At 34.6% G+C, this 23,847-nt stretch carries 22 protein-coding genes, 1 rRNA gene and 1 riboswitch; of the genes, 7 read left to right on the forward strand and 16 right to left on the reverse strand.

Annotation, left to right across the window (positions count from 1 at the left end; genetic code table 11):
* The first annotated feature begins 242 nt into the window (after nt 1-242).
* Together CAO17_RS09770 and CAO17_RS09775 are read left to right on the forward strand one after the other, a co-directional pair.
* Complete coding sequence (locus CAO17_RS09770) at nt 243-1,604, forward strand: alkaline phosphatase (protein WP_085992634.1); 1,362 nt, start codon at nt 243-245, stop codon at nt 1,602-1,604.
* Nucleotides 1,605-1,671: 67 nt separating this feature from the next.
* On the forward strand, nt 1,672-2,334 hold the full coding sequence (locus CAO17_RS09775) for a hypothetical protein (RefSeq protein ID WP_085992635.1): 663 nt from the start codon (nt 1,672-1,674) through the stop codon (nt 2,332-2,334).
* A 250-nt stretch (nt 2,335-2,584) separates the two neighbouring features.
* Here the strand turns inward: CAO17_RS09775 and CAO17_RS09780 are convergent, their stop codons facing one another.
* Complete coding sequence (locus CAO17_RS09780; protein WP_085992636.1) at nt 2,585-3,403, reverse strand: STAS domain-containing protein; 819 nt, start codon at nt 3,401-3,403, stop codon at nt 2,585-2,587.
* A gap of 164 nt (nt 3,404-3,567) precedes the next feature.
* Here CAO17_RS09780 and CAO17_RS09785 point away from each other — a divergent pair, with 164 nt between their 5' ends.
* Complete coding sequence (locus tag CAO17_RS09785) at nt 3,568-4,350, forward strand: nucleotidyltransferase domain-containing protein (protein WP_085992637.1); 783 nt, start codon at nt 3,568-3,570, stop codon at nt 4,348-4,350.
* A 222-nt stretch (nt 4,351-4,572) separates the two neighbouring features.
* The gene (locus CAO17_RS09790; RefSeq protein ID WP_085992638.1) at nt 4,573-5,160 is read left to right on the forward strand and encodes a cell wall hydrolase; all 588 of its coding nucleotides are present in this window, start codon (nt 4,573-4,575) and stop codon (nt 5,158-5,160) included.
* 277 nt (nt 5,161-5,437) lie between these two features.
* Here CAO17_RS09790 and CAO17_RS09795 read toward each other — a convergent pair whose 3' ends face one another.
* From CAO17_RS09795 to CAO17_RS09805, 3 genes are all read right to left on the reverse strand, one after another.
* A complete protein-coding gene (locus CAO17_RS09795) occupies nt 5,438-6,745 on the reverse strand; it encodes a SpoIID/LytB domain-containing protein (protein ID WP_245831818.1) in 1,308 nt (435 codons plus the stop codon).
* Nucleotides 6,746-7,106: 361 nt separating this feature from the next.
* The gene (locus CAO17_RS09800; protein ID WP_085992639.1) at nt 7,107-10,199 is read right to left on the reverse strand and encodes an SbcC/MukB-like Walker B domain-containing protein; all 3,093 of its coding nucleotides are present in this window, start codon (nt 10,197-10,199) and stop codon (nt 7,107-7,109) included.
* A gap of 24 nt (nt 10,200-10,223) precedes the next feature.
* Nucleotides 10,224-11,408, reverse strand: coding sequence for an exonuclease SbcCD subunit D (locus CAO17_RS09805; RefSeq protein WP_085992640.1), 1,185 nt, complete (start codon nt 11,406-11,408; stop codon nt 10,224-10,226).
* 465 nt (nt 11,409-11,873) lie between these two features.
* Between CAO17_RS09805 and CAO17_RS09810 the strand changes: the two genes are divergently transcribed.
* Both CAO17_RS09810 and helD read left to right on the forward strand, forming a co-directional pair.
* On the forward strand, nt 11,874-12,266 hold the full coding sequence (locus CAO17_RS09810) for an SLAP domain-containing protein (RefSeq protein ID WP_085992641.1): 393 nt from the start codon (nt 11,874-11,876) through the stop codon (nt 12,264-12,266).
* Between the two features lie 166 nt (nt 12,267-12,432).
* Nucleotides 12,433-14,763 carry an RNA polymerase recycling motor HelD gene (gene helD / locus CAO17_RS09815; protein ID WP_085992642.1) on the forward strand — a complete coding sequence of 777 codons (2,331 nt, stop codon included), beginning with the start codon at nt 12,433-12,435 and terminating at the stop codon, nt 14,761-14,763.
* Nucleotides 14,764-14,834: 71 nt separating this feature from the next.
* Here the strand turns inward: helD and CAO17_RS09820 are convergent, their stop codons facing one another.
* The 5 genes from CAO17_RS09820 to dapA form a co-directional block, all read right to left on the reverse strand.
* The gene (locus CAO17_RS09820) at nt 14,835-15,317 is read right to left on the reverse strand and encodes a DinB family protein (RefSeq protein ID WP_085992643.1); all 483 of its coding nucleotides are present in this window, start codon (nt 15,315-15,317) and stop codon (nt 14,835-14,837) included.
* Between the two features lie 446 nt (nt 15,318-15,763).
* On the reverse strand, nt 15,764-16,666 hold the full coding sequence (gene thpD, locus CAO17_RS09825; RefSeq protein WP_085992644.1) for an ectoine hydroxylase: 903 nt from the start codon (nt 16,664-16,666) through the stop codon (nt 15,764-15,766).
* A gap of 188 nt (nt 16,667-16,854) precedes the next feature.
* Nucleotides 16,855-17,799, reverse strand: coding sequence for an MBL fold metallo-hydrolase (locus tag CAO17_RS09830; RefSeq protein WP_245831819.1), 945 nt, complete (start codon nt 17,797-17,799; stop codon nt 16,855-16,857).
* 144 nt (nt 17,800-17,943) lie between these two features.
* Nucleotides 17,944-18,093, reverse strand: a complete 150-nt coding sequence (gene sspO, locus CAO17_RS09835; protein WP_085992646.1) for a small acid-soluble spore protein O — start codon at nt 18,091-18,093, stop codon at nt 17,944-17,946.
* A gap of 128 nt (nt 18,094-18,221) precedes the next feature.
* On the reverse strand, nt 18,222-19,118 hold the full coding sequence (gene dapA / locus CAO17_RS09840; protein ID WP_085992647.1) for a 4-hydroxy-tetrahydrodipicolinate synthase: 897 nt from the start codon (nt 19,116-19,118) through the stop codon (nt 18,222-18,224).
* 106 nt (nt 19,119-19,224) lie between these two features.
* A riboswitch (Lysine riboswitch) is annotated at nt 19,225-19,403 on the reverse strand.
* 187 nt (nt 19,404-19,590) lie between these two features.
* On the opposite strand from dapA, the gene CAO17_RS09845 reads away from it, so the two are divergent.
* Nucleotides 19,591-20,037: a hypothetical protein gene (locus CAO17_RS09845; protein WP_085992648.1), complete on the forward strand. Its 447-nt coding sequence runs from the start codon at nt 19,591-19,593 to the stop codon at nt 20,035-20,037.
* Nucleotides 20,038-20,155: 118 nt separating this feature from the next.
* On the opposite strand, the gene CAO17_RS09850 is transcribed toward CAO17_RS09845, so the two are convergent.
* The 7 genes from CAO17_RS09850 to rrf form a co-directional block, all read right to left on the reverse strand.
* A complete protein-coding gene (locus CAO17_RS09850; protein WP_085992649.1) occupies nt 20,156-20,947 on the reverse strand; it encodes an SDR family NAD(P)-dependent oxidoreductase in 792 nt (263 codons plus the stop codon).
* A 123-nt stretch (nt 20,948-21,070) separates the two neighbouring features.
* Entirely contained in the window at nt 21,071-21,388 is a 318-nt protein-coding gene (locus CAO17_RS09855; RefSeq protein ID WP_085992650.1) for a hypothetical protein, read from the reverse strand.
* Nucleotides 21,389-21,636: 248 nt separating this feature from the next.
* The gene (locus CAO17_RS09860; RefSeq protein ID WP_085992651.1) at nt 21,637-21,927 is read right to left on the reverse strand and encodes a HesB/YadR/YfhF family protein; all 291 of its coding nucleotides are present in this window, start codon (nt 21,925-21,927) and stop codon (nt 21,637-21,639) included.
* Between the two features lie 349 nt (nt 21,928-22,276).
* Nucleotides 22,277-22,798 carry a peroxiredoxin family protein gene (locus CAO17_RS09865; RefSeq protein WP_085992652.1) on the reverse strand — a complete coding sequence of 174 codons (522 nt, stop codon included), beginning with the start codon at nt 22,796-22,798 and terminating at the stop codon, nt 22,277-22,279.
* Nucleotides 22,799-22,882: 84 nt separating this feature from the next.
* Nucleotides 22,883-23,212: a hypothetical protein gene (locus CAO17_RS21380; protein WP_218775554.1), complete on the reverse strand. Its 330-nt coding sequence runs from the start codon at nt 23,210-23,212 to the stop codon at nt 22,883-22,885.
* Nucleotides 23,213-23,220: 8 nt separating this feature from the next.
* A complete protein-coding gene (locus CAO17_RS09870) occupies nt 23,221-23,532 on the reverse strand; it encodes a hypothetical protein (RefSeq protein WP_085992653.1) in 312 nt (103 codons plus the stop codon).
* 185 nt (nt 23,533-23,717) lie between these two features.
* Nucleotides 23,718-23,832 (reverse strand): 5S ribosomal RNA (rrf, locus tag CAO17_RS09875).
* Between the last annotated feature and the right edge of the window lie 15 nt (nt 23,833-23,847).

The raw sequence follows: 23,847 nt of genomic DNA on the forward strand, positions 1-23,847 counted from the left end.
GTGAAGTATATTTCCGGAGTACATTTTCGCAACAATCATGTTCGGGTTTTGTGTGAAAAAATATTTTTATTCCAGCCTTTATTTGTTTAGCTCCCCACTCCATTCCTCCTATATAATTCTTCTTACCTAAGTATTCCTACCCTATTTTCTTTATACTATTCTAACTATTAATTAATAATAGTTTAATAGAACTTTAGTAGAATTCAAGATGGAAGGGTAACAAAGATTGGGAGGAATTATAAATGTTGAAGAAGATCGGAAAAAAATTAATACCATTTGCACTGATATCTACTCTAGCTTTTGGAATATTTGCTAATGGCACATCTGTTGTTGATGCAAAAATAAGCCCAAATCAAGGAAAAGTCAAAAATGTCATTTTTTTGATTGGAGATGGTATGGGACCAACTTATAGCACAGCATACCGTGCATTTATGGATGATAAAACGACACCATATATGGAAAAAACAGCATTTGATAACTATTTGGTAGGAATGCAACAAACATATCCATGGGATGAAGATGAGAGCATTACTGACTCAGCCGCTGCCGCAACATCTATGGCTGCTGGAATCAAAACATATAATAATGCGATTGCTGTAGATGTTAATAAAAATGAGGTTGAAACGGTCTTAGAAATGGCGAAAAAAGATGGGAAAGCAACTGGCCTCGTTGCTACCTCACAGGTAAATCATGCTACTCCAGCATCCTTTGGAGCACATGATGAATCCCGTCACAATTATAATGATATTGCAGATGATTATATTGATGAGAAGATTAATGGAGAACCTAAGATCGATGTGATTCTTGGTGGTGGTACATCCTATTTTGATCGTGCAGACCGTGATCTTACAGAGGAATTCCAAGAAGAAGGTTTTAGCTATGTAACAACAACAGAAGAGCTTAAGAAAGATGACAATGAACAAGTACTTGGCTTGTTTGCACCTGTAGGTCTTGATAAGGCTATTGATCGTACCGAAGAACAACCTTCATTAGCTGAAATGACTGATTCAGCATTAGACCGTCTAAGTGAGGATAAGGACGGATTTTTCTTAATGGTTGAAGGAAGTCAAATTGACTGGGCGGGTCATGATAACGATATTGTCGGTGCAATGAGTGAGATGAAAGATTTCGAAGAGGCATTTGAAGAAGCAATTGAATTTGCAAAAGAAGATGGTCAAACACTTGTTATAACAACGGCAGACCACTCTACTGGAGGATTTGCTATGGGGATTGGCGGTGTTTACAAATGGGATCCAGCTCCATTAAAAGCTGCTAAACGTACACCAGATTTCATGGCTTCCCAAATTGCAAATGGTGCTGATATTGAAGATGTTTTAGAACAATATATTGATTTGGACTTAACTACAGAAGAAATTCAATCCGTTAAAGATGCTGCAGAATCAAAAGACGTAACGGAAATTGACAATGCGATAGAACGTATTTTTGACCTTCGTTCTGGTACGGGATGGACTACTGGCGGACATGACGGCGTAGACGTAAACGTTTATGCTTACGGTCCACAAGCTGATAAATTTATCGGTTTACATGATAATCATGAAGTCGGTCAAATGGTAATGGACGTATTAAAAAACAAAAGGAATTAACGAATGGATCCCGTTGCATTTCTAGCAACGGGTTTTCATCTCTTACTTCTTTAGAGGAGGTACATAAATGAAATATACGATAATTTCTATCATACTTATTACAATTCTTATGGGGTGTTCAAACGACACGGAACCGTCAACTTCTACAAAATCTGAAGAAAAAAGCGATTCTAGTGTGATTCATGCGGAACAAAGTGATGAAAACTATGTTAATAATCCTCAGGCCCCTGACACTCGTTCTTTAGATGAAATTGGTCAAGTATATAATGATGAAGATGGTACGGTAGTTTTAAAGTCTATTACGGACTACCATAAGTCACATAAGATTGGGCCTGTCAAACTTACCATTAGTAATATCAAAGTAATGAATTATGAGCCAGCAATGCATTTGATTGATTATTTCCATGGTTTTACCAATAACGAAATGAAATTTAACTATGTAAAATTTCATATTACGATGGAAAACACTTCTGATAGGCCTATTCATTTTGCTCCAGTTTCTATACTTGAAACAAATACAGGGGAAATGAAAGGTTTTGAAGACGACTTCTATCTCCAAAACTTAAATGGGGTAATGGAACCAAAAGGACAAAAATCAGGGGAGCTTGCCTTTATATTAGATGGAACTCCCCCAGAAAATTTATCTAAAATAACATTAACAACGAGTGATGTTTTTAATGAAAATAATGAATCGATTCAAAAAGGAAAACAAATAGAAATTAAGTTTTAAAAAATACGATAGAATCTGAGTCTGTTTGTACTACAAACTAGACTCTTTTTTTAAAAGCTGCTTTCTAAACAACAGTTGCTTTATGCATAAAGTGAATCTTCAAATCAGGGGTGGTCTTTCATCCCCCACCTAAAAGGATTCGGTTTTTCCTTAATTCGATGTGAGGATATAACTGCCCCTTCACCTATGATAAAATAGATATAATGTTTATTAACTTATCATTTAAATGCGTAGAGCTTCGGTTAGAGCCTTATTTAATATTTTCAACTGCTTGTTGTACTGTAGCAAATGAACTAATTTCAGACCCATCTATACCACTTCTTATAATGGTTTGAACCATATCAGGACGCATTCCTGTCAAGATAAGATGAATCCCCATCAGTTCAAAAGTATGTTGCAATTGACATAGAAAATCAGTTGTTTGTATGCTATTCATCAATGCACCCGATAAATCAAGAATGACATAACTTACATGCATGTCCACAATCTTTGGTACTACATTTTCTCTTATATTTTCAAAATGTTTTTCCTCAAAGGAACCTATTAGAGGGAGAATAACAATTTCATCTTTGATTGGAACGATTGGTGCTGATAGTTTTAACAGTTGCTGTTCTGTTTCTGTTTTACATTTATCAGACATTCGTTTAAAAGAAAGCATTGTCTCATTCATACTAATATCCAACATATGATTAATACGTTTCAAGATATCGGCATTCTCCTTCACAGTTAAATCATGCTCTATACTTATTCGCGTTATAATATCGTTAAATACATCCCTTGTCGGAGAATATCGGAGAATAATATCTGTAATATCACCACCAGATGATACTTGCATTTCCGAGTTCTTGTAACTCCATTCCATAAGAACATCTGGGATTTTATCAAGTTTTATTTCAATAAGTGCTTCCCCTAAAAATTGGAACAACTCGGTATACATATGTATTGCTTGTTCTTTTTCCCAGTTGGGTATATCTAAATCCATTCTTTGGAGAACAGATTCAACAACTTCTATCGCTAATGGTTCGGCATTTTGATAAAAGTATTTTTCAACTAGCTTTGATGAACTCACTCCTACCCCACTCCTTTAAGATCCTACTAACGTAAACCCTTGTATTGGTATATTTTATTTCATATTGTTGAATTGAAGAAGCTATATTTTATTATAATAAAATATAGCTAATTTTTCGCTTAAAATCACTTATACCAAAAATAGATAAAGTGCGAGGTTACAGTATGAAAGAAATCATTATAACGAAGCTAATGGAAATAGAGAATAAACACCAAATAAAGATTCTATTTGCTTGTGAGGCGGGAAGTAGATCTTATGGTCTCGCTTCAGAGAAAAGTGATTATGATGTACGCTTTATTTACATTCATCCAACTACCTACTACCTCAGTATTGATCCGATTGGAATTGGAAAAAAGAAAGATGTGAAAAAGGTACCATTTAACAATGCTTTAGATATGTATGGCTGGGATCTGACCAAAGCACTAAAGCTATTTCGCAAATCAAATCCAAGCTTACTTGAATGGTTACATACAGATATAGTATACTACCAAGCTTTCTCTACAATTGAAAAAATAAAGGAAATGGAGAAAGCATATTTTTCAGAAAAGTCTTGTATACACCACTATATCAATATGTCTAAAAATAACTTTCGACGATGCAGTGAAGAAACAGTAAATATCAAGCTTTATTTAAATGTTTTGCGTCCTTTATTACTGGCCACTTGGATAAAAGAGTATAAGGAATTTCCACCATTAAAATTTAGCTATTTAGTAGACAAGCTTGTTCCCGAGGGAAAAATTAAACGAATTGTTAATCATTTAATAAAAATAAAATTAGGGAATAATCTGGAGTTAAACCCATTAGACCTACAAAATTTACATATATACATACAAGTGGAACTAAAAAGACTTGATAATTATGCAAAATCCTTAACTGATAAAAACCAATCAATCACCACTCCATTAGATTTCCTTTTCCAACAAACATTAAAAGAAGTGTGGTCTTGATTGTTTTCAGTTTTGTAACAATTGTCATATTCAATGATTATTCTCCCAACTTTACCAAAAATTGGAGGTTTTTTCCCATTGGATAAAAATACCAGACAATCGATAAGGTTAGAGTAGTTATAAGGTGTCATCGATTATATCCATATTGGGAAATTTTGGGCCATGCTAAATTCTATTACATCTAGTAATCTTTTATGTAAACTGCTTCGGGGAGGAAAATACATGAAAAAGATTACTAAGCTATTATTAATAACAGCTATGTCAGTAAGTATCTTTACTATTCCAATACATGCAGACGCAACATCATACACTGTTCAAAAGGGAGATACATTTTGGAAAATAGCTCAAAAATATGGTACTACTCTAACAAACTTACAAATTGCTAATAAGCGCTCAGGGAATACCCTATATATAGGAGAAACGATTAACATTCCAGATTTCATTTCCTTTGAAGACAAAGAATTAATGGCAAAGCTCGTACATGCAGAAGCAAAAGGGGAACCATATGCCGGAAAAGTAGCCGTTGCTACCGTAGTTTTAAATCGAGTTGACCATCAAGAATTCCCTAACACTGTACGTGGTGTCATTTATGAAAAAGCTGGTGGACATTTTGCTTTTACACCTGTTCAAAATGGGGAAATCAACAATGGATACACTTCAGAGGATATGCGTGCAGTAAATGAAGCCATCGCTTATAGGGGCCAAGGAAATGGTTCTATCTATTTTTATAATCCACAAACAGCCAAAAGTGACTGGATTCGATCTCGTGAAGTAACTGTTACTATCGGAAATCATCGGTTTGCAAGATAATAGAAGGAGGATGTCCTAACTTTTTGGGCATCCTTTTTTTAACTTTTAAAGCAACATTTTAATCACCTATAGATAAGTTTAATATCAGCTACTATGACCAAAAGGGAACTTTATAGTCAATTGTCGAAACATGAAGCGATATAAATCTTATGTCGAATCACGCGAGTATTAACATCTTATTGTTCTTTATAACGAACATCTTATAGTACTTCTCGAATTCTGTCGAAAAAATAAAATTCCCCGCCCAACGTTCGACTCAAGCGAGGATTTTGTCGAATTACATTTCCCCTATTTGCATAATAGTAGTTTTCGGAAAGTAAAATTCAACTATTTCTTCATAGGATTTTCCTTTTTCCCCCATTACATATGCTCCCCACTGACTCATTCCAACACCATGTCCAAATCCCTTCCCTTTCATTGTATAAACTTCGCCATCCTTCTCTAAAGAGTCAATGAGATAGCTTTTAAACACCGTTCCACCTATCATAGGTCGAATCCGATTTAGTTTCACATTATTTAGACTAACTTCCTGATACCAGACCGTACCATCAAATAATCTCCACAAAAATGTTATAGAAATGGATCCTTTTACACTACGATCGGATGGAAGTTGTTGATTGGACAATTCGAATGTAGGTATGGATAGGATTTTAATGTCACCTGGATATCCTCTGTTATTTAACCAGTTTTTGATCGTTTCTGTTATTTCTTTATCCTTTTCTTCGACTTCATTCCACCAGTTGGGGCTATCCCATTCTATATCCTCTAATGAGATTTGAGTTTCATTTAATGTAAATTCCCAGGGGTGTGTAGGATCATAAGGGTCTTTTTTTATTGGGAAGAATGGCATGGCTTTTCCTCCCCAAACATGGGAATTATTTTCTGTTTTCCCTCCATTACTTGCAGAATAAAAGGCATTAATAAGCCTATTATTATAAGTAATAACCTCACCCTTTGTTTCATTTACAGCTTTTGTTGTTTTGGGATCCCATGCAAATCCGCCATATACCTGATAACGAATCGTATCATCAATTTCCTCTCCCACGTGCGATGCAGCATATGTCCTTGCTGCTAATGCTTGTGCTTTTAATGTATGAAGACTCCATTCGGAAAAGACTTCAAAAGGGACAACCCCTTTTAAATAATCCTCTAAAGGTAACTGATTCACAGGGCGGATATGTTGTCCATTTTCTAACCTTAGCTCCATTGCTCCCAAATAAGGTTTATCATTAATATGAATCACATGTTGATTATCATAGTTATTTGGAATGAGTACGAGTGAATCATTTATTTCGTATGTTTTTTTATTTCCTTTTAAAAACAGAGAACCGTTTTTAACTGTCAGTTTGTACTCGACCCCCTCCCTTAATTGTACAGTTGGATCAAGCGAGAAATAATCACCTTCCATTTTAATAGTTAACTTAGAAGTGTCTCCAATATGATTCACTAAGCGTACACGCATCATTTCCTCTGCTTCTGTCACGTTTGGAATTAAAAATGTAGTAATCAATAGTAGAAATGAAATTATGTATTTCATTTTCCCTACCAATTGTCTGTCCACATTCCCAAAATTATTACAACCCATTCCAAGTCTCCTCCTCCATTTTTATGTATAGTTTTCATTAGGTTCATAAATTTATTCCGATTATTTCAGTTGTATCACAGAAATTTTATAACTAAGAATTTTTCCATTACCCTTACTCCCATAAAAAAGCAGAACCCAATTTAATGAGTTCTGCTTTTAAAAGGTTGTTTTCTTTTAGATTGTTGTTTCAATTACGTTATATATAGAATGCGCAGTAACTTCACCCAAAATCTGGAGCTTAAATACCGCTGCGGAAATACACTGCACTTTCCGTAGCGCAAATCAACACGCGGAGAAATTAAATGGGCATAACCCTTGTAAAAAGACAACAAAGTGTACGAATAGAGGCATTTTTAAAATATTATTTCAAAACAAATTTTGTCTTACTGAATCCTTCTTTCGTTTTTTCAACTTCTAAAATGGCCGGAAACATATTTTTCAAATCTTCAACATGGGATATAACACCAATCATACGTCCAGATTGTTGAATTTCAATTAAAGTATCAATCGATTTGTTTAACGCCTCTTCATCCAATGAGCCAAATCCTTCATCAATAAACATCGTATCTATCGAAATATTACCTTGGAAGCTTTGAATGACATCTGACATTCCTAGTGCCAAACACAAGGAAGCATTAAACTTCTCTCCCCCTGACAATGTTTTTACATCACGGGTTTGACCGGTATAGGTATCATACACATCCAGTCCTAAACCACTTTGACGTCCATGGGATTCTTGACGGTCACTTCGTATTAAATAGAACTGTCCATTTGATAAGCGTTTTAATCGATGGTTTGCAGCATCAATAATTCTTTCCAAGTATTCAATTTGTAGATATCTCTCAAATGAAATCCGTTTGTCATTTTGACCTCTAATTACATCGTGTAAATCAGAAATGATACTTCGTTGTTTATCCAACTTATCCACTTTTTCTTCCACTTCTTTAAGTGTCGTAATCATTCTTGTTGCTTCTTGATAGTACTCTTTTGATGCATTTAACTGATGTAAAGCAGACTCATACTCTTGTTTTAATTGTTCGAGTTTAACTTCAAATTGCGTTAAATCCGATCTTTCTTTTTCTTGTAATTCAGCATGTAATTCTCGTACCTGTTGCTTCACAGTAAAAAGACTTTCCCTGAATTTTTGGACAGCCTCTTTTAACTTTTCACGTTTTGCTGAATCCATTTTCGCTTGGGCATACATTTCCTCTGAAGTAAATTCAGCCTTACTAAGTTGTTCCCGAAAGGCTTTCTCTGCTTTTTCCTTACGTTCCATTGTTTCCTCTAGCTGCTGTTTAGAGTGAGCTACGTTTGCTTTCGCCTTCGTATCATTTTCCTTTACTATTTCATAATGTTTTTTAGCGGTTTCCCAGGATTCTTCTAGCTTCACTTGATATTTAGCGGTTTCTTGTATCGCTTTTTTCAATACAGATAATTCCCTAACGGATTCAGGTATACTGTTTATTCTCTCATCATAACGTACTTTTGTGGTTTCATACACCGTTTTACATTCTTGAAAAACTTTATCTCGTTTTTCTTTTTGCATTTCCATTTGTTTTAATTTCTTAAGTTCTTCATCATGATTAAGGCGCAAAACTCGTAATTCTTCTGCCTGTTTTGTTAGTTGCTCAACTTCTGCTTTTAACTGTTTCCCTTCCCTAACAACTTGTTCATACGCTTCGATTGCAGATTCTTCTTGGATGGAATACTCGGAAAGCTCTTTTGCTTTTTCATCTTTCTGTGTGACTTTTGTTTCTAATAAAGCTTCCGCCTTCCGATAGAAATCTTGCTTTTCATCCATTTTCGTTTTTAAATTATCCAATTCTTCTTTTAATACCAATGAATCATTATTAGTTGCCTTCTTAGGATGATCCAAACTACCGCAGACTGGACATGCTTCCCCCTCATGTAAATGAGAAGCCAATAAACTTGCTTGATTATTTACCCATAAGGATTCCGCCTCATAATATTTCTTTTTTTGCTGTTGAAATTCATTCTGTTTTTCCTGTACATCTTTTTTCAACTCGTCAATTTCATTCGTTAACTTTTTATAAGCTAGTAAAACTTTAGCTTTTTCCTTTACCTCTGTATACTGTTGCTGCTTTATCGTTATTTGACTAGTCGCTTCATCCAATTCCTTTATGTGCTTAACCATTGTTTCACTTTTTTCATTTTTAGTCTGTATATCTGCTTTCGCCTTTTCAAGTTCTGAGTAAGCCTGTTTTGCTTCAGTTTTATGATTGAAAACTTGTCGTTTAAGCTTATCCAAGTCTTCAACCATTGGTAAATACTCATTTAAACGATCTAATCTTTTAGCAACCTTTTCTCTTTCTTCTTTCTTCCCTTCTTCTTCCTTATACGCTTTCTCGGCAATTTGCAGCTGTTGACTTACTTCTTTATGATAGTTCTCTGCCTCAGCTAATGCTTCAGCTTTATCTTTCTCTGCTTTTCTCCATTCACTCACTTGCTTATCATAGACTTCAATATTGCTCGCTCGTTCTGCATCTGCCAATTGTTTTTCCTTCATTTCAACAGCTGGCATTTTCTCTTCTAATTCTAATAATCTTTCTTTCTTCAGATCCAACTGTAAAAAACGATCATTTATGGCTTTTGCTTGGTAATATTGGTTTTGCTGCTTATCGTGTTCCTTATAAGCAACCTTATATTTCTGCTGATCGATTTCTATCTGTTTTTGGTAAAAACGCTCTTCCTGCTCTAATCCGGTGATGACCTGATTCACATTATAATAATCCTCTGAAAGAATCTGAAATAGTTTAGATTCCTCCCGTTCTGGTAGAGACACTGTTATATTTTGAATATGATGGTCTCTTAATCTTTTGACTTGTTCAAAATCCTGTCCTACCTGTTGCTTCTTTTGTTTTAGCCGTTCACCAATTTGTTTGTATGACTCTGTTTTGAAAATTCGACGTAAGATTTCTTCTTTATTTTCCGTTTCTGATGTTAAAAGCTTACGAAATTCCCCCTGTGGTAACATCACAATTTGTTTAAATTGATCCTTCGTTAATCCAATAATTTCTTCAACCTTTTTATCAATCTCTGAAACAATTTGTCGATCCACACACGGTATTTCCCTGCCATCTACCTTTTCATAGAATTCATACTTTTCCCCTGTTTTTGTCTTATTACCTTTTTTTACATGTCCCAATTGACGTAAAATGCGATAGACCCTGCCATGGATAGCAAATTCTAGTTCAACAGATGTATGTGTACTATCCTCCGCAAAATCACTTCGCAGCATCGTATGATTTTCACGGTCTGACCCACTTGCACTTCCATATAACGCAAAGCAAATCCCATCAAAAATTGTTGTTTTCCCTGCACCAGTATTACCCGAAATAACAAATAGATGATTTTGTTCAAGATTTGAAAAATCAATGGTTTCGGTATATTTATACGGACCGAACGCAGTCATTGTTAACTTCAGTGGTTTCAATACACCATTCCCCCTTCCATTTTACTAATTTCGAACAACCTCTCTTTTCTCTGATGTTTCATTGTCCTCCTGTAATATTTCATTTAATGCTTCTTTGAACAGATTCTCCGTATCTTCATTTGGCTCATTTCCCTTTACTTCCTTATAAAAGGCTTTGAAAAGTTCAAAATCACTCAATTTGCTTCGATTTTCTTTTTGCGCTTCATTCTCATGAAGGAATGTTCGATTCACATTTTTTCGCTCTACATGCATGGCATTAGGATAAACTGAACGAACCTTTTCCATAGGAGATAACACCGGTGTTTCATCAAGTAACTTAACAAAAACATAATCTTCATTAACAGGATGCCTGAGTAAACCTTCCATTGTGGCCTCCACCGTACGAATATCACGTCTTGGGGCAAAAAGACGTTTTTCAATTGAAACATTTCCAAGAGCATCCATTTCAACAACATGAAATCCCTTTTGATGACGTTCTTCTGAAATAGAATATTTTAATATAGAACCGGAATAGCGGATTGTTTCATTTTGAACAAAATGGGCCTGATGTAAGTGACCAAGTGCGGTGTAATGAAAGGCGTTAAAATGTTGGGCATTCACATATTCTGCTCCGCCAATAGATAGTGGTCTTTCCGATTCACTTGTATTTTCTTCCTTTTCACCGAATGGAGTAACAAAAGCATGTCCGATATAAACGTGGCGACTATTTGGATCCATATTACGCTTTATTCGCTCCAGAATCTTTTCTTGAGCATCGTCATGGCTACGTATCTCATCATCTTCCAAAACGGTTCGTACAACACTAGGATCACAGTATGGAACAAGGTGAAAATGAACCTCCCCATGTTCATCAGGTAAGACGACAGGTTTTAATTCCTTCGTAAAATTACCAATAATATGGAAGCCTTTTTCCCTCATAATTTTACTTCCAAAATTTAATCGACTAGGACTATCATGATTACCAGCTACTGCTAAGACAGGAGTATGTAACTTTAACACGATTGTCTCTAACACTTCATCTAGCAGATGGACAGCCTCTGTTGGCGGTACCGCTCGGTCATAAAGATCCCCTGCAATAATCACAGCATCTGGTTTCTCTTCTTCTATGGCTTGAATAAATTGATCAAGAACATATCGCTGGTCTTCTGTCATATAGACACCCTGAACTAATTTTCCTAAATGCCAATCGGCCGTATGAAAAAACTTCATAAACCAAACTCCTTTCTCTTCATTTTATAACGTTGAGTCAAATCTAGTTGTCTATAAGAGGGGTTTTTATCCCTAATTGATTGTTAGATACGTGAGGTATTTCTGGCTACCCCCATTTATATTCTTGAAAAATATTAAACTCTTCTCTCTCAGAGACTTACAGCTAGTAAATCACGTGTTAAAGTGAATCATTAATCCGTGGAGGTCTCTTTCATCCACCATCTACAACGATTCGCTTTTTCTTCTTTATTGATTTAGGGGGATTACTGCCCCTTAACCTGCGATAAAACTACAAAATCTACGTCATTCTATTATACCATATCTAACAACATCATTTAGTGTCTAATTTGATACGTATGGTTTTCACCAATCCATGTAATTTGTTGATTTTAGCGGATGTGTTGGGGTTTAGTAGCTCTTCCTGTTAAAATATAGATAGAGAGTTTCTAAATACATGGAGTGAGAATGATAATGATGCAAAAACTTCAATTTGAATCGAAATGGGATAAAACAATAGCTGATAAGGACCGTGAAAATATAAAACAGATATTTAATCAAATTAAGTTAGAAGAGAAGCCGAACATTCAATTTACCCTACTTAAAGAAGCTATTAACCATAGAGGAGATTTACTAGTAACTGTATTAATGCATAATATCAGTAATAACGATTTTCCTATCCACCAAAAGGAAATCTATTACGTAATAGATGATGAAATACTAGCCAAACAAACTTTTGATTTTCCACATCTTATTGTAGAAAAACACACTAGTATGCCATGGACTTTTATTTTTTCAAATCATTCTGTAGCCTCTACTACAAAAAAAACAACTGGTACAATAATACTAAAAAATCAATAAATCGTTTTCTTCACTGTGTAACAGGATAAAATGGATATTACTCTACATAGTTGAATAAAATACTTACAATAACTTTATATAAACGAAACAAATATGAAAGACAATAAGTATCTTTCTTATAGTACATTGAATATATATCAGAACTACGGAATGGGGAGGATTTTGAATGAAACAAGAATCTGAATACCATACAAAAAATCAAACAGACGAACGTCAAGCTGAAGAACATAGGTTCAAACGCGTAATAGAAATTATTGATAAAAGATTACAGGCATTACATACAAGATCATCTGGTTTAAAAGAAAATATTATTGACCTCCGTAAAAATTTCTGGGACGATGTTACGGTAAATTTAGATGAACCAGATGATGTAAATGAAACCCAAGCAAGCCTGAAGCAACAATCAGAATTTCTTCAAGAGCGTGAACGTTCTCATGGGAAAATGGATAAAGAGCGAAAGATTCTGGAACGTCTTAGAAACTCCCCTTATTTTGGGCGAATTGATTTTAGGGAAAACCTAAATGACCAAGATGAAAAAATCTATATAGGAATTGCCTCACTTATGGATGAAAAGGAAGAGGATTTCCTTGTTTATGATTGGCGTGCACCAATCTCAAGCATGTATTATGACTATCCTCCAGGACCTGCTAAATACGATACAACAGAAGAAACTATTACTGGAGAAATCACCTTAAAAAGACAATATATTATTAGACAAAGTCAGTTTAAAGGTATGTTTGATACTGGCTTAACCATCGGGGATGGGCTCTTACAAAGGGCTCTCGGTAATAATGCAAGTACAACCATGAAAAGTATTGTTGCAACCATTCAAAAGGAACAAAATAAAATCATTCGAAACGAGCATAGCAATTTGTTAATTGTTCAAGGTGTTGCAGGTAGCGGTAAAACATCTGCAGCACTACAACGAATCGCTTATTTAATGTATCGTTTTCGTGAAGAATTAAGTGCTAGCAATCTCCTTCTCTTTTCACCTAATCCATTGTTTTCGAATTATATAGCCAATGTACTTCCTGAATTAGGTGAAACCAATATTAGCCAAGATACTTTCTTGGAATTTTTAAGGAAAAGAATTGAGAAGAATATCGAAATAGAATCACCCTTTGAACAAATGGAATATGCACTAACTCAAAAAAAAGACGAAATTTACCCTATTCGATTGCGAAATATGGACTACAAATCAAGCTTGGATTTTAAAGATTTACTTGATGGCTTTATCTCAAGCCTAGAAAACGAGGGTATCCTGTTCAAAAACATTAAATTCCGTGGTCGTACCTTACTTTCTAAAGAAAGAATTCAAGAATACTTTTATTCCTTGGATGATTCTATCTCCATTCCAAATAAAATCGAGGGTGTTTCAAAATGGTTACTCCATGAAATTCGTAAACATCAAAAGAAGGAAATATATGAAGATTGGGTATTGGATGAGGTTCAATTACTGGATAAAGAAGACTACCAAGAAGCATTCTTTAAAAGTCAAGATGAATATGAAGATGAAGACGATCCGTTACTCGAGGAAGCATTTTTAAGGAAAATTGTCATCAAAAGAGCTTTTGCTCCAATTATAAAACGGATTAAACGTCTCGAATTCATCAATATACTTGCCACCTATCGAAGTCTGTATGAAACCTTTAACCCAACAATAAAACCAAATAAGTGGGAAGATATTTGCCAATTTACAGTGTACCATTTGGCACATCGTCATTTATTATGGGAAGATGCAACCCCGTACCTATATTTTAAAGGAAGACTTATTGGAGATGATGCAGATCGATCCATTCGTCATTTATTTATTGACGAAGCCCAAGATTACTCCGCATTCCAATTTGCGTTTATCCGCCATATTTTTCCATATACAAGAATGACGTTATTGGGAGATGTTAATCAAGGTATTTACGCTTATACCACGGATGAAAACCCACTTATACCTGAAATTATACAAAGTAAACACGAACGCATAACATTAACGAAAAGCTATAGGTCAACAAAGGAGATTGTAGAGTTTTCCAAACAATTTGCACCAGGGCAATCACTGATTGAACCATTCGAGCGTAAAGGAAAAAAACCATCCATTATTAAATTAAAAAATGGAGAAAATCAAAAATCTTCGCTTCTAGCCGAAATAGATTTTCAAAGAAAGAATGGTCACGAAACAATTGCATTAATTTGCAAAACCATGGAAGAAAGTAACCAAATTTATCAGCAACTTAAAAGGGATATCGTTATCCATCAATTGCATGAGGAAACCTACTCATTAGAAAAAGGGCTTCTTGTACTTCCTATTTATTTGGCAAAAGGGATAGAATTTGATGCAGTCATCATTCCCGATGCCTCTGATCAACAATATGGAAAAGAATCAGACCGCGCTCTATTCTATACTGCATGTACAAGAGCAATGCATGATTTAACCATGATTGCTCCTGGGAAACCATGCATGTTTATCGAAGAGGCGAGTGATGATACTTATAATATTAAATAGTTAGTTATATATCTTTCCTATGAAAAATAAAATCCCAAGTCTAACATGAACGACTCGACTTGGGATTTTTCTTATGCCTTTTCCTGATCTTCTTTTGTTGGTCCCATCACACCAGGAACAGGCAATCCTGCTTGACGCAATAACACGGTCATTTGACCTCTATGATGTGTTTGATGATCAATCAACACTCTTAATAATGCCCCCCTTGGTTCAGGGTTTCCAAAATTATCCACATTTTCTATCAGTTTTTCATCCGTCAATTTTTGTTCTACTTCCTGTTTCACTTGGCAGACTACCTGTTTATATCCATCAACAATCTCACTTGCTTTTTGAGGAACACTCTCAGCATCGCCTGATGGTTTCACTTCAAGTCCTACCAACCCACCAAAAAATGCTGGTGCCGTTGCTAAATGCCAGCCTAACCAACCAAGAGTACTATGTCCCTCAACAATAGCCTGTCCCAATTTTTCATCTGTTAGGGATTCTAGTACATTAATTGTGCCTTGAGATGCATTAGACCAATCTTGTAAAAAATCATTTACTTTTCGATACATAAATTTTCATCTCCATTCACTTTTATTTTTTGGCAAGGCCTAACCAAAAACTACCAAATTTATCACTATTATAACGAAACAGAATCCCTTAAGTCCATAACGTTGCCTGTTCTAGAAATTCACCAAATATAATTTTATATAACTAGCCACATAAAGTGAATCTTCAATCAGTGGGGGATTGCTTTCATCCCCCACTTAAATGATTAATGTTTCCTCCATTTTTGAGGTGGGGGGTATTACTGCCCCTTAATCTGCGATAAAACAGCGAAAGAGGTCGGGACGAAAGTATTTCTAAATCAAAACCCGAACATGAAATTGCTCCAGAAATAGAGCATTGTTCGTCTTTTGAGCTAAACACTTTGGTTATGTCCCAACCTCTTATTTATGTTTCGTTCATTTATTATATTCGAATGCCAGTTTGTATCCAGGAAAGCTTTATAGATAATTTAATTACTAGATACTAATGATTTCACACCGTCTCTTACAGCAATATATTCGGGACGTTCTTTCCCACCAGAAAATGGCTCAACTAATTGATTTTCAACACTATTAAATACCATAAATAAATTATTGCGTGGATATGGTGTCATATTACTTGTGGATCCATGCATGGTATTACTCTCAAATAATGTTATCGAACCAGCTCGTCCTGTTGGCACCGAGATTCCACCACATTTCTCCGTTAACCAACGCAAACTGTCATGATCTGGTACACCAAATTTTTGTTTCTTTAGAGAATCTTTGTAATTTTCTTCTGGAGTTTCCCCTACACAACTTACATAGTAGTTCTGGGACCCTGGTATCATCATTAAAGGCCCGTTAAACGTATAGTTATCAGACAATGCAATCGATACACTGACTGCCCTCATACGTGGCATACCATCTTCAACATGCCACGTTTCAAAATCAGAATGCCAATCAAATTCCTTTCCCTTGAAACCTGGTTTATAATTTATTCGGGATTGATGGACATAGACATCGCTTCCAAGTAAATGATTTACTATATCAAGTATGCGTGTGTCATTAGCTACATCCTTAAAATAGTTATCATCCTCATGGACATGGAAAATGGAACGGATATCGTCACTATCTGGCTCACGGATTACTTTCTCAGAAGTAGAATTCTTATGAGACTCCTGTAATTCAAAAATTCCATTTTGCAGATTAGTAACTTCTTTCTTAGAGAAAAAATCTTTAATTTGCAAAAATCCATTCTGTTCATAGAAGTCTAGCTGTTCCTTTGTAAGAGGTGACATATTATCCTTGGATCGATCTGTATGAATTACTGGATCCTTCCTTTTCAGAATTTCAGGCGTCATATTCTTTCTTGAAGGATATAGATCTTTCACTAGAAAACCACTCCCTAAAAAGATATTAAACGATTTAACTTCTAATCTTGCTACATGAGTCGAAAAAGATAAGTATAACTGGCATCCCCCAAAAGCTTTCCTATTTAACGACGTCCCATCCATGATACTAACATAAATAATCCTAATATACAAACAATTCTGATTGAAACCTAATATTTCCTAAATTACTAAGCAATAGAGTAATGCCATACTGCATGTTTCTTTTCTTTAGTTATTTGTTCATTTCGTTCCATATAATCGAGATGTCCGATAACTTCGGACATGACCAAAGAAAACTGAGTGAAATAACTTTTCTTATAATAAACTTTTGCAATATCACTTGCAGTCGTTAACCCTTCCTCTTTCATTAAATTTTTAAACTTTTGCGCTTTCCGTTCCATTCCTACTATTCGTTTCTTTATTAAGGTAGTCGGATTTTCTATAACCATCCCGTGTCCTGAAAATACACGATCAACAGATAAATTAAGTACCTTTTCTAATGAATGTTTATGCTGAAGTAATGTCGGTAAACGCTCCCCATTATAATCAGGTTCAACCAGTGCATTACTTGAGATATGATCAATTAATAAATCCCCTGATAAAAGCTCACGTCTCTTTTCACTCCATAATGCTATTTGATCTGGTGCATGACCTGGCACCTCTATGACTTGAAAATTCCTGTGAGTGTTTCCAATCGGGGTAATTTCAGCTTGTATGCTTTGGCCACTATTTTTTTCTATCGCATCTCGTAAATACCTTACCTGCTTTTCACCCGCTTCCCCACACCCCATTTCTTCATATAATTTCTTAAAAAACTCTAGACGCATTTCTAAAAATTCACGTTCTCTTTTCATTCTAGGAATGGCATCTTTATGCGCAAAAACAGGAATGGGATGCTTATCAGTAATTTGATTAACAAGTCCAATATGATCTGGATGGTTATGTGTTAAGACAATATCGGTTAAATCTGACAAGGAAAAGTCATTTTCCTCCAACGTCTGCTGTAATGCTCTTTTACTATCATCATTATTCCATCCAGCATCTACTAATATTAATGAATGACCTGTTTCTATTAAATAAAAGTTCACCGTCCTTAAGCTTGACGAAGTATGTACCATTATAGGATAAATCATTTCCTTTTGCTGCATCCGTATAACTCCTTTCCCTTACGTTATGACCATTATTACATGACATTTATATTTAAATTGAAATTTCCGTTGTAAAGTAAAAACTTCCCTCTTACTAACCGAAAAAAGAGGGAAGTTGAACTTACAGAATTATTGACGTTTCTTTGTTTTTTTGTTGTGATATTTTTCATTAGTGGTTAGAGGCTCGTTCGCAAACTCATGATCAAAATTTTTAGGCATCTTTTTTCTTGCAGCTTGTTCATCACTTAATACCTGTGGTTGTTTTCGTTTAAAAGTCATTCATAAGCACCTCCATATTACTATATTGGCAGGGAGATGGAATGTTTATGTATGATAAAAATCGACTTCTTTAGTAACTTTTTCCAAAACGAAGGAACAGACGATTGCCTGTTCCTATCTTTTCATACTTAATATCCTACGGCATCATCTTTTGATTCATATGTTGCCATTACTTGATATAAAGTGGCACGCTCTGTTTCATTTAATGGGATAAGTGGTAAGCGGACACCACCAACAGGAACGCCAATGTGATTAAGTGCCTCTTTCACAGGTGTTGGACTCGGTGCTGCAAATAATGCTTTCATTAAAGGGAGGATATGACGATGCATCGTAGCTGCATACGCAACATCTCCATTCTTAAACCGTTGAACCATATCCTGAATTTCATTACCAATAACATGGGAAGCTACAGATACAACACCTGTTCCACCAACAGATAGAGTTGGTAATGTTAATGCATCTTCACCAGTATATACACTAAAATCATCTGAAGTTTTACTTATAATTTCAGCGACATTATCCAAGTCACCACTTGCCTCTTTCACAGAAACAATATTTTCAATTTGTGATAAGCGGATAATAGTTGATGGTTCTATATTCACTACACTTCGACCTGGAATATTGTATAGCATAACTGGTAATTCGGTGCTTTCTGCAATAGCACGAAAATGCTGATACATTCCCTCTTGTGATGGTTTATTATAGTATGGTGCAACAAGCATTATTCCATCAACGCCCAATGCTGTTGCTTCTTTTGTTAATTCAATCGATTCTTTTGTATTATTTGAACCAGTTCCAGCAATTACGGGGGCTCTCCCATCCACCACGCTAACGACAAATTTAAATAAATTTAATTTTTCTTCATGAGATAGTGTTGGAGATTCACCAGTCGTTCCTGCAACTACTAAGCCGTCAGAACCATTTTTTAATAAATAATCTACAAGACCTCTTGTTGCTTCATAATCTATTTCTCCACCTTGATCAAATGGAGTAACCATAGCTGTTAATACATTACCAAAATTCATTACAACACACACCCTTTGCTTATATTTTTAATTCGAGTGTGGAGGACTCATTAAAAAACAACAGTGAGAAGGCTCACTGTTGCTAGAACATTTGTATATTGTTCTTAGCTAGAATAGCCCTCCATATAGTCTCCTATATGACAGTTCTGTATCTTGTCGACAACAGACCCAACTTTGGGACTATGAGATTCCCTCCGCTTCGGCAAATTCCCCTTTCCTTATGCTTCTTTGGAGCTCATCCTCCTCCACATAAATACTAATGGTCTCTGCACCTCTATCCTTACTTTAACTGTACGTAAAATAAGTTTGTATTATATTGTTAACTCTAATGTACCAAAATTATACAACTAAAACAAGCCTTTTTTCAAAATAGAATAATTTTCGTATTGTAGATTAATCTAGTGGTATAATATGGATAAAAGATACAGATTATCATTTTGATAATGGAATATATACGTATTGTGGAGGTAGCATGCTTACATTTGAAGAAAAATTAGATATTATTGGATCCTTTACTGAATTAAAGCGTTATGATGTTTCGCTTGGTCGGGTAAATTTCCATTACGAAAATAGTATATTCGAAAAGAAAATAGTTGTGTATCATTTACATCCAAATGGAAATGGTTTTGTATACGCTGAGCGGATTAATAAAAATTATAAAACCAATAAAAAGGGTATGGTAAATATACGAAATTATACAGAGGAGGAATTGCGACAAATCATTAAAGAATCCATATCTTCTCTTTCCGAATCCTCTCTTATAGAAGAGACTTGGATAAATGAAGAAAAACAAATATTGAAGCTTATTCAGGATTTTGATTTATGGAATATTTATGCTGGCGATATGTTGGATGCCACCTATGCAACCTACAATGCAGCAGTAGATTACCTACAACAAGAAGGATTTAAACGTTTATAACGAAGACGCAAGCGATAGTTTAACGACGTACGGAGGAGTAAGATTTAATACTTTTTTCCTCTTCAAAAAGAAGCCAACATTCGTTTTGGCTTCTTTATTATGTATTCACGCCAAGCCCTTACTTTCTATCCAAAAAGGGTGCAATTAGTTTATCTGCGATACCAGGAAATAGGTTGTAAAGTTTATTGCCAAAATTCATCCATTTAGGGATATTTAGCTCACGCTTTGGATTAATCAATAACTGAACAATTTTATCTGCAACCTTGTCAGACTGTAGCATATACTTTTTCACATTTTCAACATAGCTTCCAGACCGATCTGCTGTTTCAAAAAACTTTGTCTCAATTGGACCAGGATTGACGGCAGAGATATAAATATCTGTTTTAGACAATTCCAATCTTAAACTATTCGTGAAACCAAGTACGGCATGCTTACTTGCCGAATATCCACTTGATTTAGGTGTTGCCAATTTCCCAGCTTGAGATGCAATATTAACGATATGCCCTGTATTTTTTTCCAACATTGATGGCAGTACTTGTTTTGTACATGCCATTAAGCCAAGAACATTCACCTTAAACATTCTGTCAATTTCGTCTAAGGAGGCCTCATGAAATGCATCAAAAATACCGAAACCGGCATTGTTAATTAATATATCAATGGATGATACTTCATGTAAAATTTTATCAAACTCCCTTTTTACTTGCTTGGTATCACTAACATCAAGCTGAAAATACAAGCAGGTTACAGAGAAATCTTCCTTTATTTCTTTACTAATTTTCTCCAATTTATCGGAAGACCGAGCTAATAAAATTGGGGTTGCTCCCTTTTCAGCGACCTTTCTAGCAACCTTTTCTCCAATTCCTGAAGATGCCCCTGTAATCACAATCGTTTTATTCTTTAGTTTTTTCATACAACACCTCAATACATTTAAAACCACTTATTATGATATCAAACCATTTGATATTTGATAAAATGATACAAAAAAAATTAGCCTTTATCTTTTTAAAGAGAAAGACCGAATATTCCTACTTGATTAATGGCAGATTCCTAGATTAAAAGCAGCAATTTTAAGTTGCGAAAAAATAGTAAATCCCCAGATAAAAATTCCTACACCATGAATGATGTACCATTTGTATATTTTTTTAAATTTAAGTATTGCGATTGCTATAGCTGAAATAAATGTGAAAATAGTCGTCAAACCTAACATTGCTGTAAAAGTGGAAGTCCAGTAAAAGTTATGGAAAGCTGGAATAACTGTAATGGGAGTATAAAATGTAACGAAGTAATATATTCCTATCCCCCAAGAAATAATCATAAAACCGAACAGCAGGTATATCGAGTATTTTTTCATAGCTCCCCCTTATCAATACCAAGTAATTCAATAAGTTTATTTATGAATATTTTATTCATATAAAGAATAATTGTCAACCTTTCTTTCGTTATATATTGTATGTTCTTTAAACAAAAGAAACGTTTTATAGTTTTTTAGAGCAAAAAAAATGAATTTAGGTAACTATACCTAAATTCATTTAAGTTCTTCTTATTAATTTAAGTTTATAATTTAAAATAACTCTATTCATCGAAGAAGTATCAGTGAAACTAACTTTCCTCAAAGAAGTATTCTGGTTCTCCTTTTCCTAATTGTACTTTCATATTATATTCATCCAGGAACCAAGCATCTTTTTCATTAAAGTAAAATGTAATTCCTTGAACTTCTTGTTGAATAGCAATTTTTCCGTTCTCTCCATAGGAAATTCCTAAGAAATAATTTGGGTGGACAGTTGGTATACCACCATATATTTTTAAGAAAAACTGAACCATGTCACCTTTTTCCAGGCCCATTTCTTCAATGAACCATTTTGCTGCTTCCTCATTTACTTGTAATTTCATGTTCACACCTCGACTGTTCAATTGTTAAGTAAACTATTATATATCCTCTTCTTATTCTAACCTTTTAAACATCATGATACTAGAAATTCAGTTTTGTTTCCTTCATTTCTTTTACCCGTTTTGAACAAGTTCGTAAATATATAGGTATGAAAACAGACAACAATGCATAATACAACTGGTTCTAAAATAATAAAAAAGAAATGTAATGTAAAGCAGAGTATTTGATGAAATTTCTAAAGATCAAAAATTGATAAATCATCAAAATAGCAAGTTCCGGAAAAGAGTTTAAAATAAGTTTCTATTATCAATGACAATGGTTCGATTACACATTAACTTTCCTAATTAAGGATTAGTTCATGTTCTCAAATTCCTGTACCATTTTGTCATAATTCATTGCACCAATTGCTTTATGCTGTATTCTTCCTTCTGAATCAATCAAGTACGATGTAGGGTATGCATTAACCTCAAACATACTTGCCACTTCATTTTCTACATCCATTGGAATGGGAAAACTTAATCCGTACTCTTTCACGAAATCAATAACAACCTCATCATTTTTTTCTGTTGATCTTAAATTAACTGCTAAAATGACTACATCTTCCTTTTCATATAGTTTCTGCATATCTGGCATTTCTGCACGACAAGGTGGGCACCAAGTAGCCCAGAAATTAATCATAACCCGTTTTCCGCGATAATCAGATAAACGAACGTTTTCTCCATCTAATGTAGTTAGTTCAAAGTCTGGGGCAATATCTCCTTCTGTATTTCCTACTTCTCCTGATCCCAGTCCATTTTCTTTAGAAAGCACAAAATCATAAATTGCCCATCCAAGCATAGCTGCAATAATTAATATAAGAACGGTCTTTTTCATATCTATTCCTCCAATTCTGTCCCAACTAGCTAATCATTTTTTTAAGTGAATTCAAGTAAAATGGTCTACACTAGCTATAACCCATTACTTAACATTCCTCTTCCTATAATTGTTTAAAATGATGATACATAACGAAATAGTATAAGGGATGATAAACCAAAGCTCCATCCTATAACCAAAAACCGTCACATATGGTTGAATAAATGATAGGATAATTAACCCTAGTGACCAGCAGATTAATTGAAATAAGATGAGGTACTTAAAGGAAGCCCAACCCTGAATAAGAAATAATACAATTAATAAAAAGCCAGAAACAACCATATATCCCAGGCCATATTCCTTATTGTTCCATAGTAACTGAAAGAATTCATAGATAAACGAAGCAATTAAAAATAGTTGAATAAAGGAATGCAAAAATACGGTTATATCGATTTCCTTTCTCTATTCTTATAATAAAGTAGAATGGTAAAAAGTACTATAGCAATATAAAAGGCATCTTTACTACTGGGATATGCCAATACTGCTACGGGATCATTGACGAACGTGAATAAATTTAGCAATATTTTTCCAATCCAAATAAAGATAACGATATCAATCAGTTGCGATACTATTTCTTTTATATGGATCCACTTCTCATCCTTAGTTAGGCTACTCATCATATAAAATACAATTATACCTATAAGAAAAGAGCTAACAAGAACAAGAATAGATAATAGATTACTGGCTACTGCCATGAACGAGTTCCTCCATTAAATATTTCCTCTATATTAACATACATGTCAATCGCTAAAATTTCATGAAAGTTGCTTAAAAAATAAGAAGTAAGCTCTAAGTTATGACAAATATATGACAAAAAAGGCAATAAGTAATATACAAAAAAAGACATAATACAATATTTTGTATCATGTCTTTCAAAATTGCCTAGCAACGTCCTACTCTCGCAGGGGTTAACCCCAACTACCATCGGCGCTGGAGAGCTTAACTACTGTGTTCGGCATGGGAACAGGTGTGGCCTCTCCGCCATTATCACTAGACCTATGTATTTAATT

The sequence above is a fragment of the Oceanobacillus senegalensis genome (assembly GCF_900176885.1).
In the GTDB taxonomy this organism is placed as follows: Bacteria; Bacillota; Bacilli; order Bacillales; family Amphibacillaceae; genus Oceanobacillus; species Oceanobacillus senegalensis.

Excerpts from the sequence above, each read along its gene's own strand:
- CAO17_RS09785 (WP_085992637.1), top strand. The coding sequence starts at position 3,568 with ATGAAAGAAATCATTATAACGAAGCTAATGGAAATAGAGAATAAACAC.
- helD (WP_085992642.1), top strand. The coding sequence starts at position 12,433 with ATGAAACAAGAATCTGAATACCATACAAAAAATCAAACAGACGAACGT.
- CAO17_RS09850 (WP_085992649.1), bottom strand. The coding sequence starts at position 20,947 with ATGAAAAAACTAAAGAATAAAACGATTGTGATTACAGGGGCATCTTCA.
- CAO17_RS09865 (WP_085992652.1), bottom strand. The coding sequence starts at position 22,798 with ATGAAAAAGACCGTTCTTATATTAATTATTGCAGCTATGCTTGGATGG.
- CAO17_RS09855 (WP_085992650.1), bottom strand. The coding sequence starts at position 21,388 with ATGAAAAAATACTCGATATACCTGCTGTTCGGTTTTATGATTATTTCT.
- CAO17_RS09810 (WP_085992641.1), top strand. The coding sequence starts at position 11,874 with ATGATAATGATGCAAAAACTTCAATTTGAATCGAAATGGGATAAAACA.
- CAO17_RS09820 (WP_085992643.1), bottom strand. The coding sequence starts at position 15,317 with ATGTATCGAAAAGTAAATGATTTTTTACAAGATTGGTCTAATGCATCT.
- sspO (WP_085992646.1), bottom strand. The coding sequence starts at position 18,093 with ATGACTTTTAAACGAAAACAACCACAGGTATTAAGTGATGAACAAGCT.
- CAO17_RS09860 (WP_085992651.1), bottom strand. The coding sequence starts at position 21,927 with ATGAAATTACAAGTAAATGAGGAAGCAGCAAAATGGTTCATTGAAGAA.
- CAO17_RS09790 (WP_085992638.1), top strand. The coding sequence starts at position 4,573 with ATGAAAAAGATTACTAAGCTATTATTAATAACAGCTATGTCAGTAAGT.
- CAO17_RS09775 (WP_085992635.1), top strand. The coding sequence starts at position 1,672 with ATGAAATATACGATAATTTCTATCATACTTATTACAATTCTTATGGGG.
- dapA (WP_085992647.1), bottom strand. The coding sequence starts at position 19,118 with ATGAATTTTGGTAATGTATTAACAGCTATGGTTACTCCATTTGATCAA.
- CAO17_RS09830 (WP_245831819.1), bottom strand. The coding sequence starts at position 17,799 with ATGATTTATCCTATAATGGTACATACTTCGTCAAGCTTAAGGACGGTG.
- CAO17_RS09845 (WP_085992648.1), top strand. The coding sequence starts at position 19,591 with ATGCTTACATTTGAAGAAAAATTAGATATTATTGGATCCTTTACTGAA.
- CAO17_RS09770 (WP_085992634.1), top strand. The coding sequence starts at position 243 with ATGTTGAAGAAGATCGGAAAAAAATTAATACCATTTGCACTGATATCT.
- CAO17_RS09795 (WP_245831818.1), bottom strand. The coding sequence starts at position 6,745 with ATGGGTTGTAATAATTTTGGGAATGTGGACAGACAATTGGTAGGGAAA.
- CAO17_RS09870 (WP_085992653.1), bottom strand. The coding sequence starts at position 23,532 with ATGGCAGTAGCCAGTAATCTATTATCTATTCTTGTTCTTGTTAGCTCT.
- CAO17_RS09805 (WP_085992640.1), bottom strand. The coding sequence starts at position 11,408 with ATGAAGTTTTTTCATACGGCCGATTGGCATTTAGGAAAATTAGTTCAG.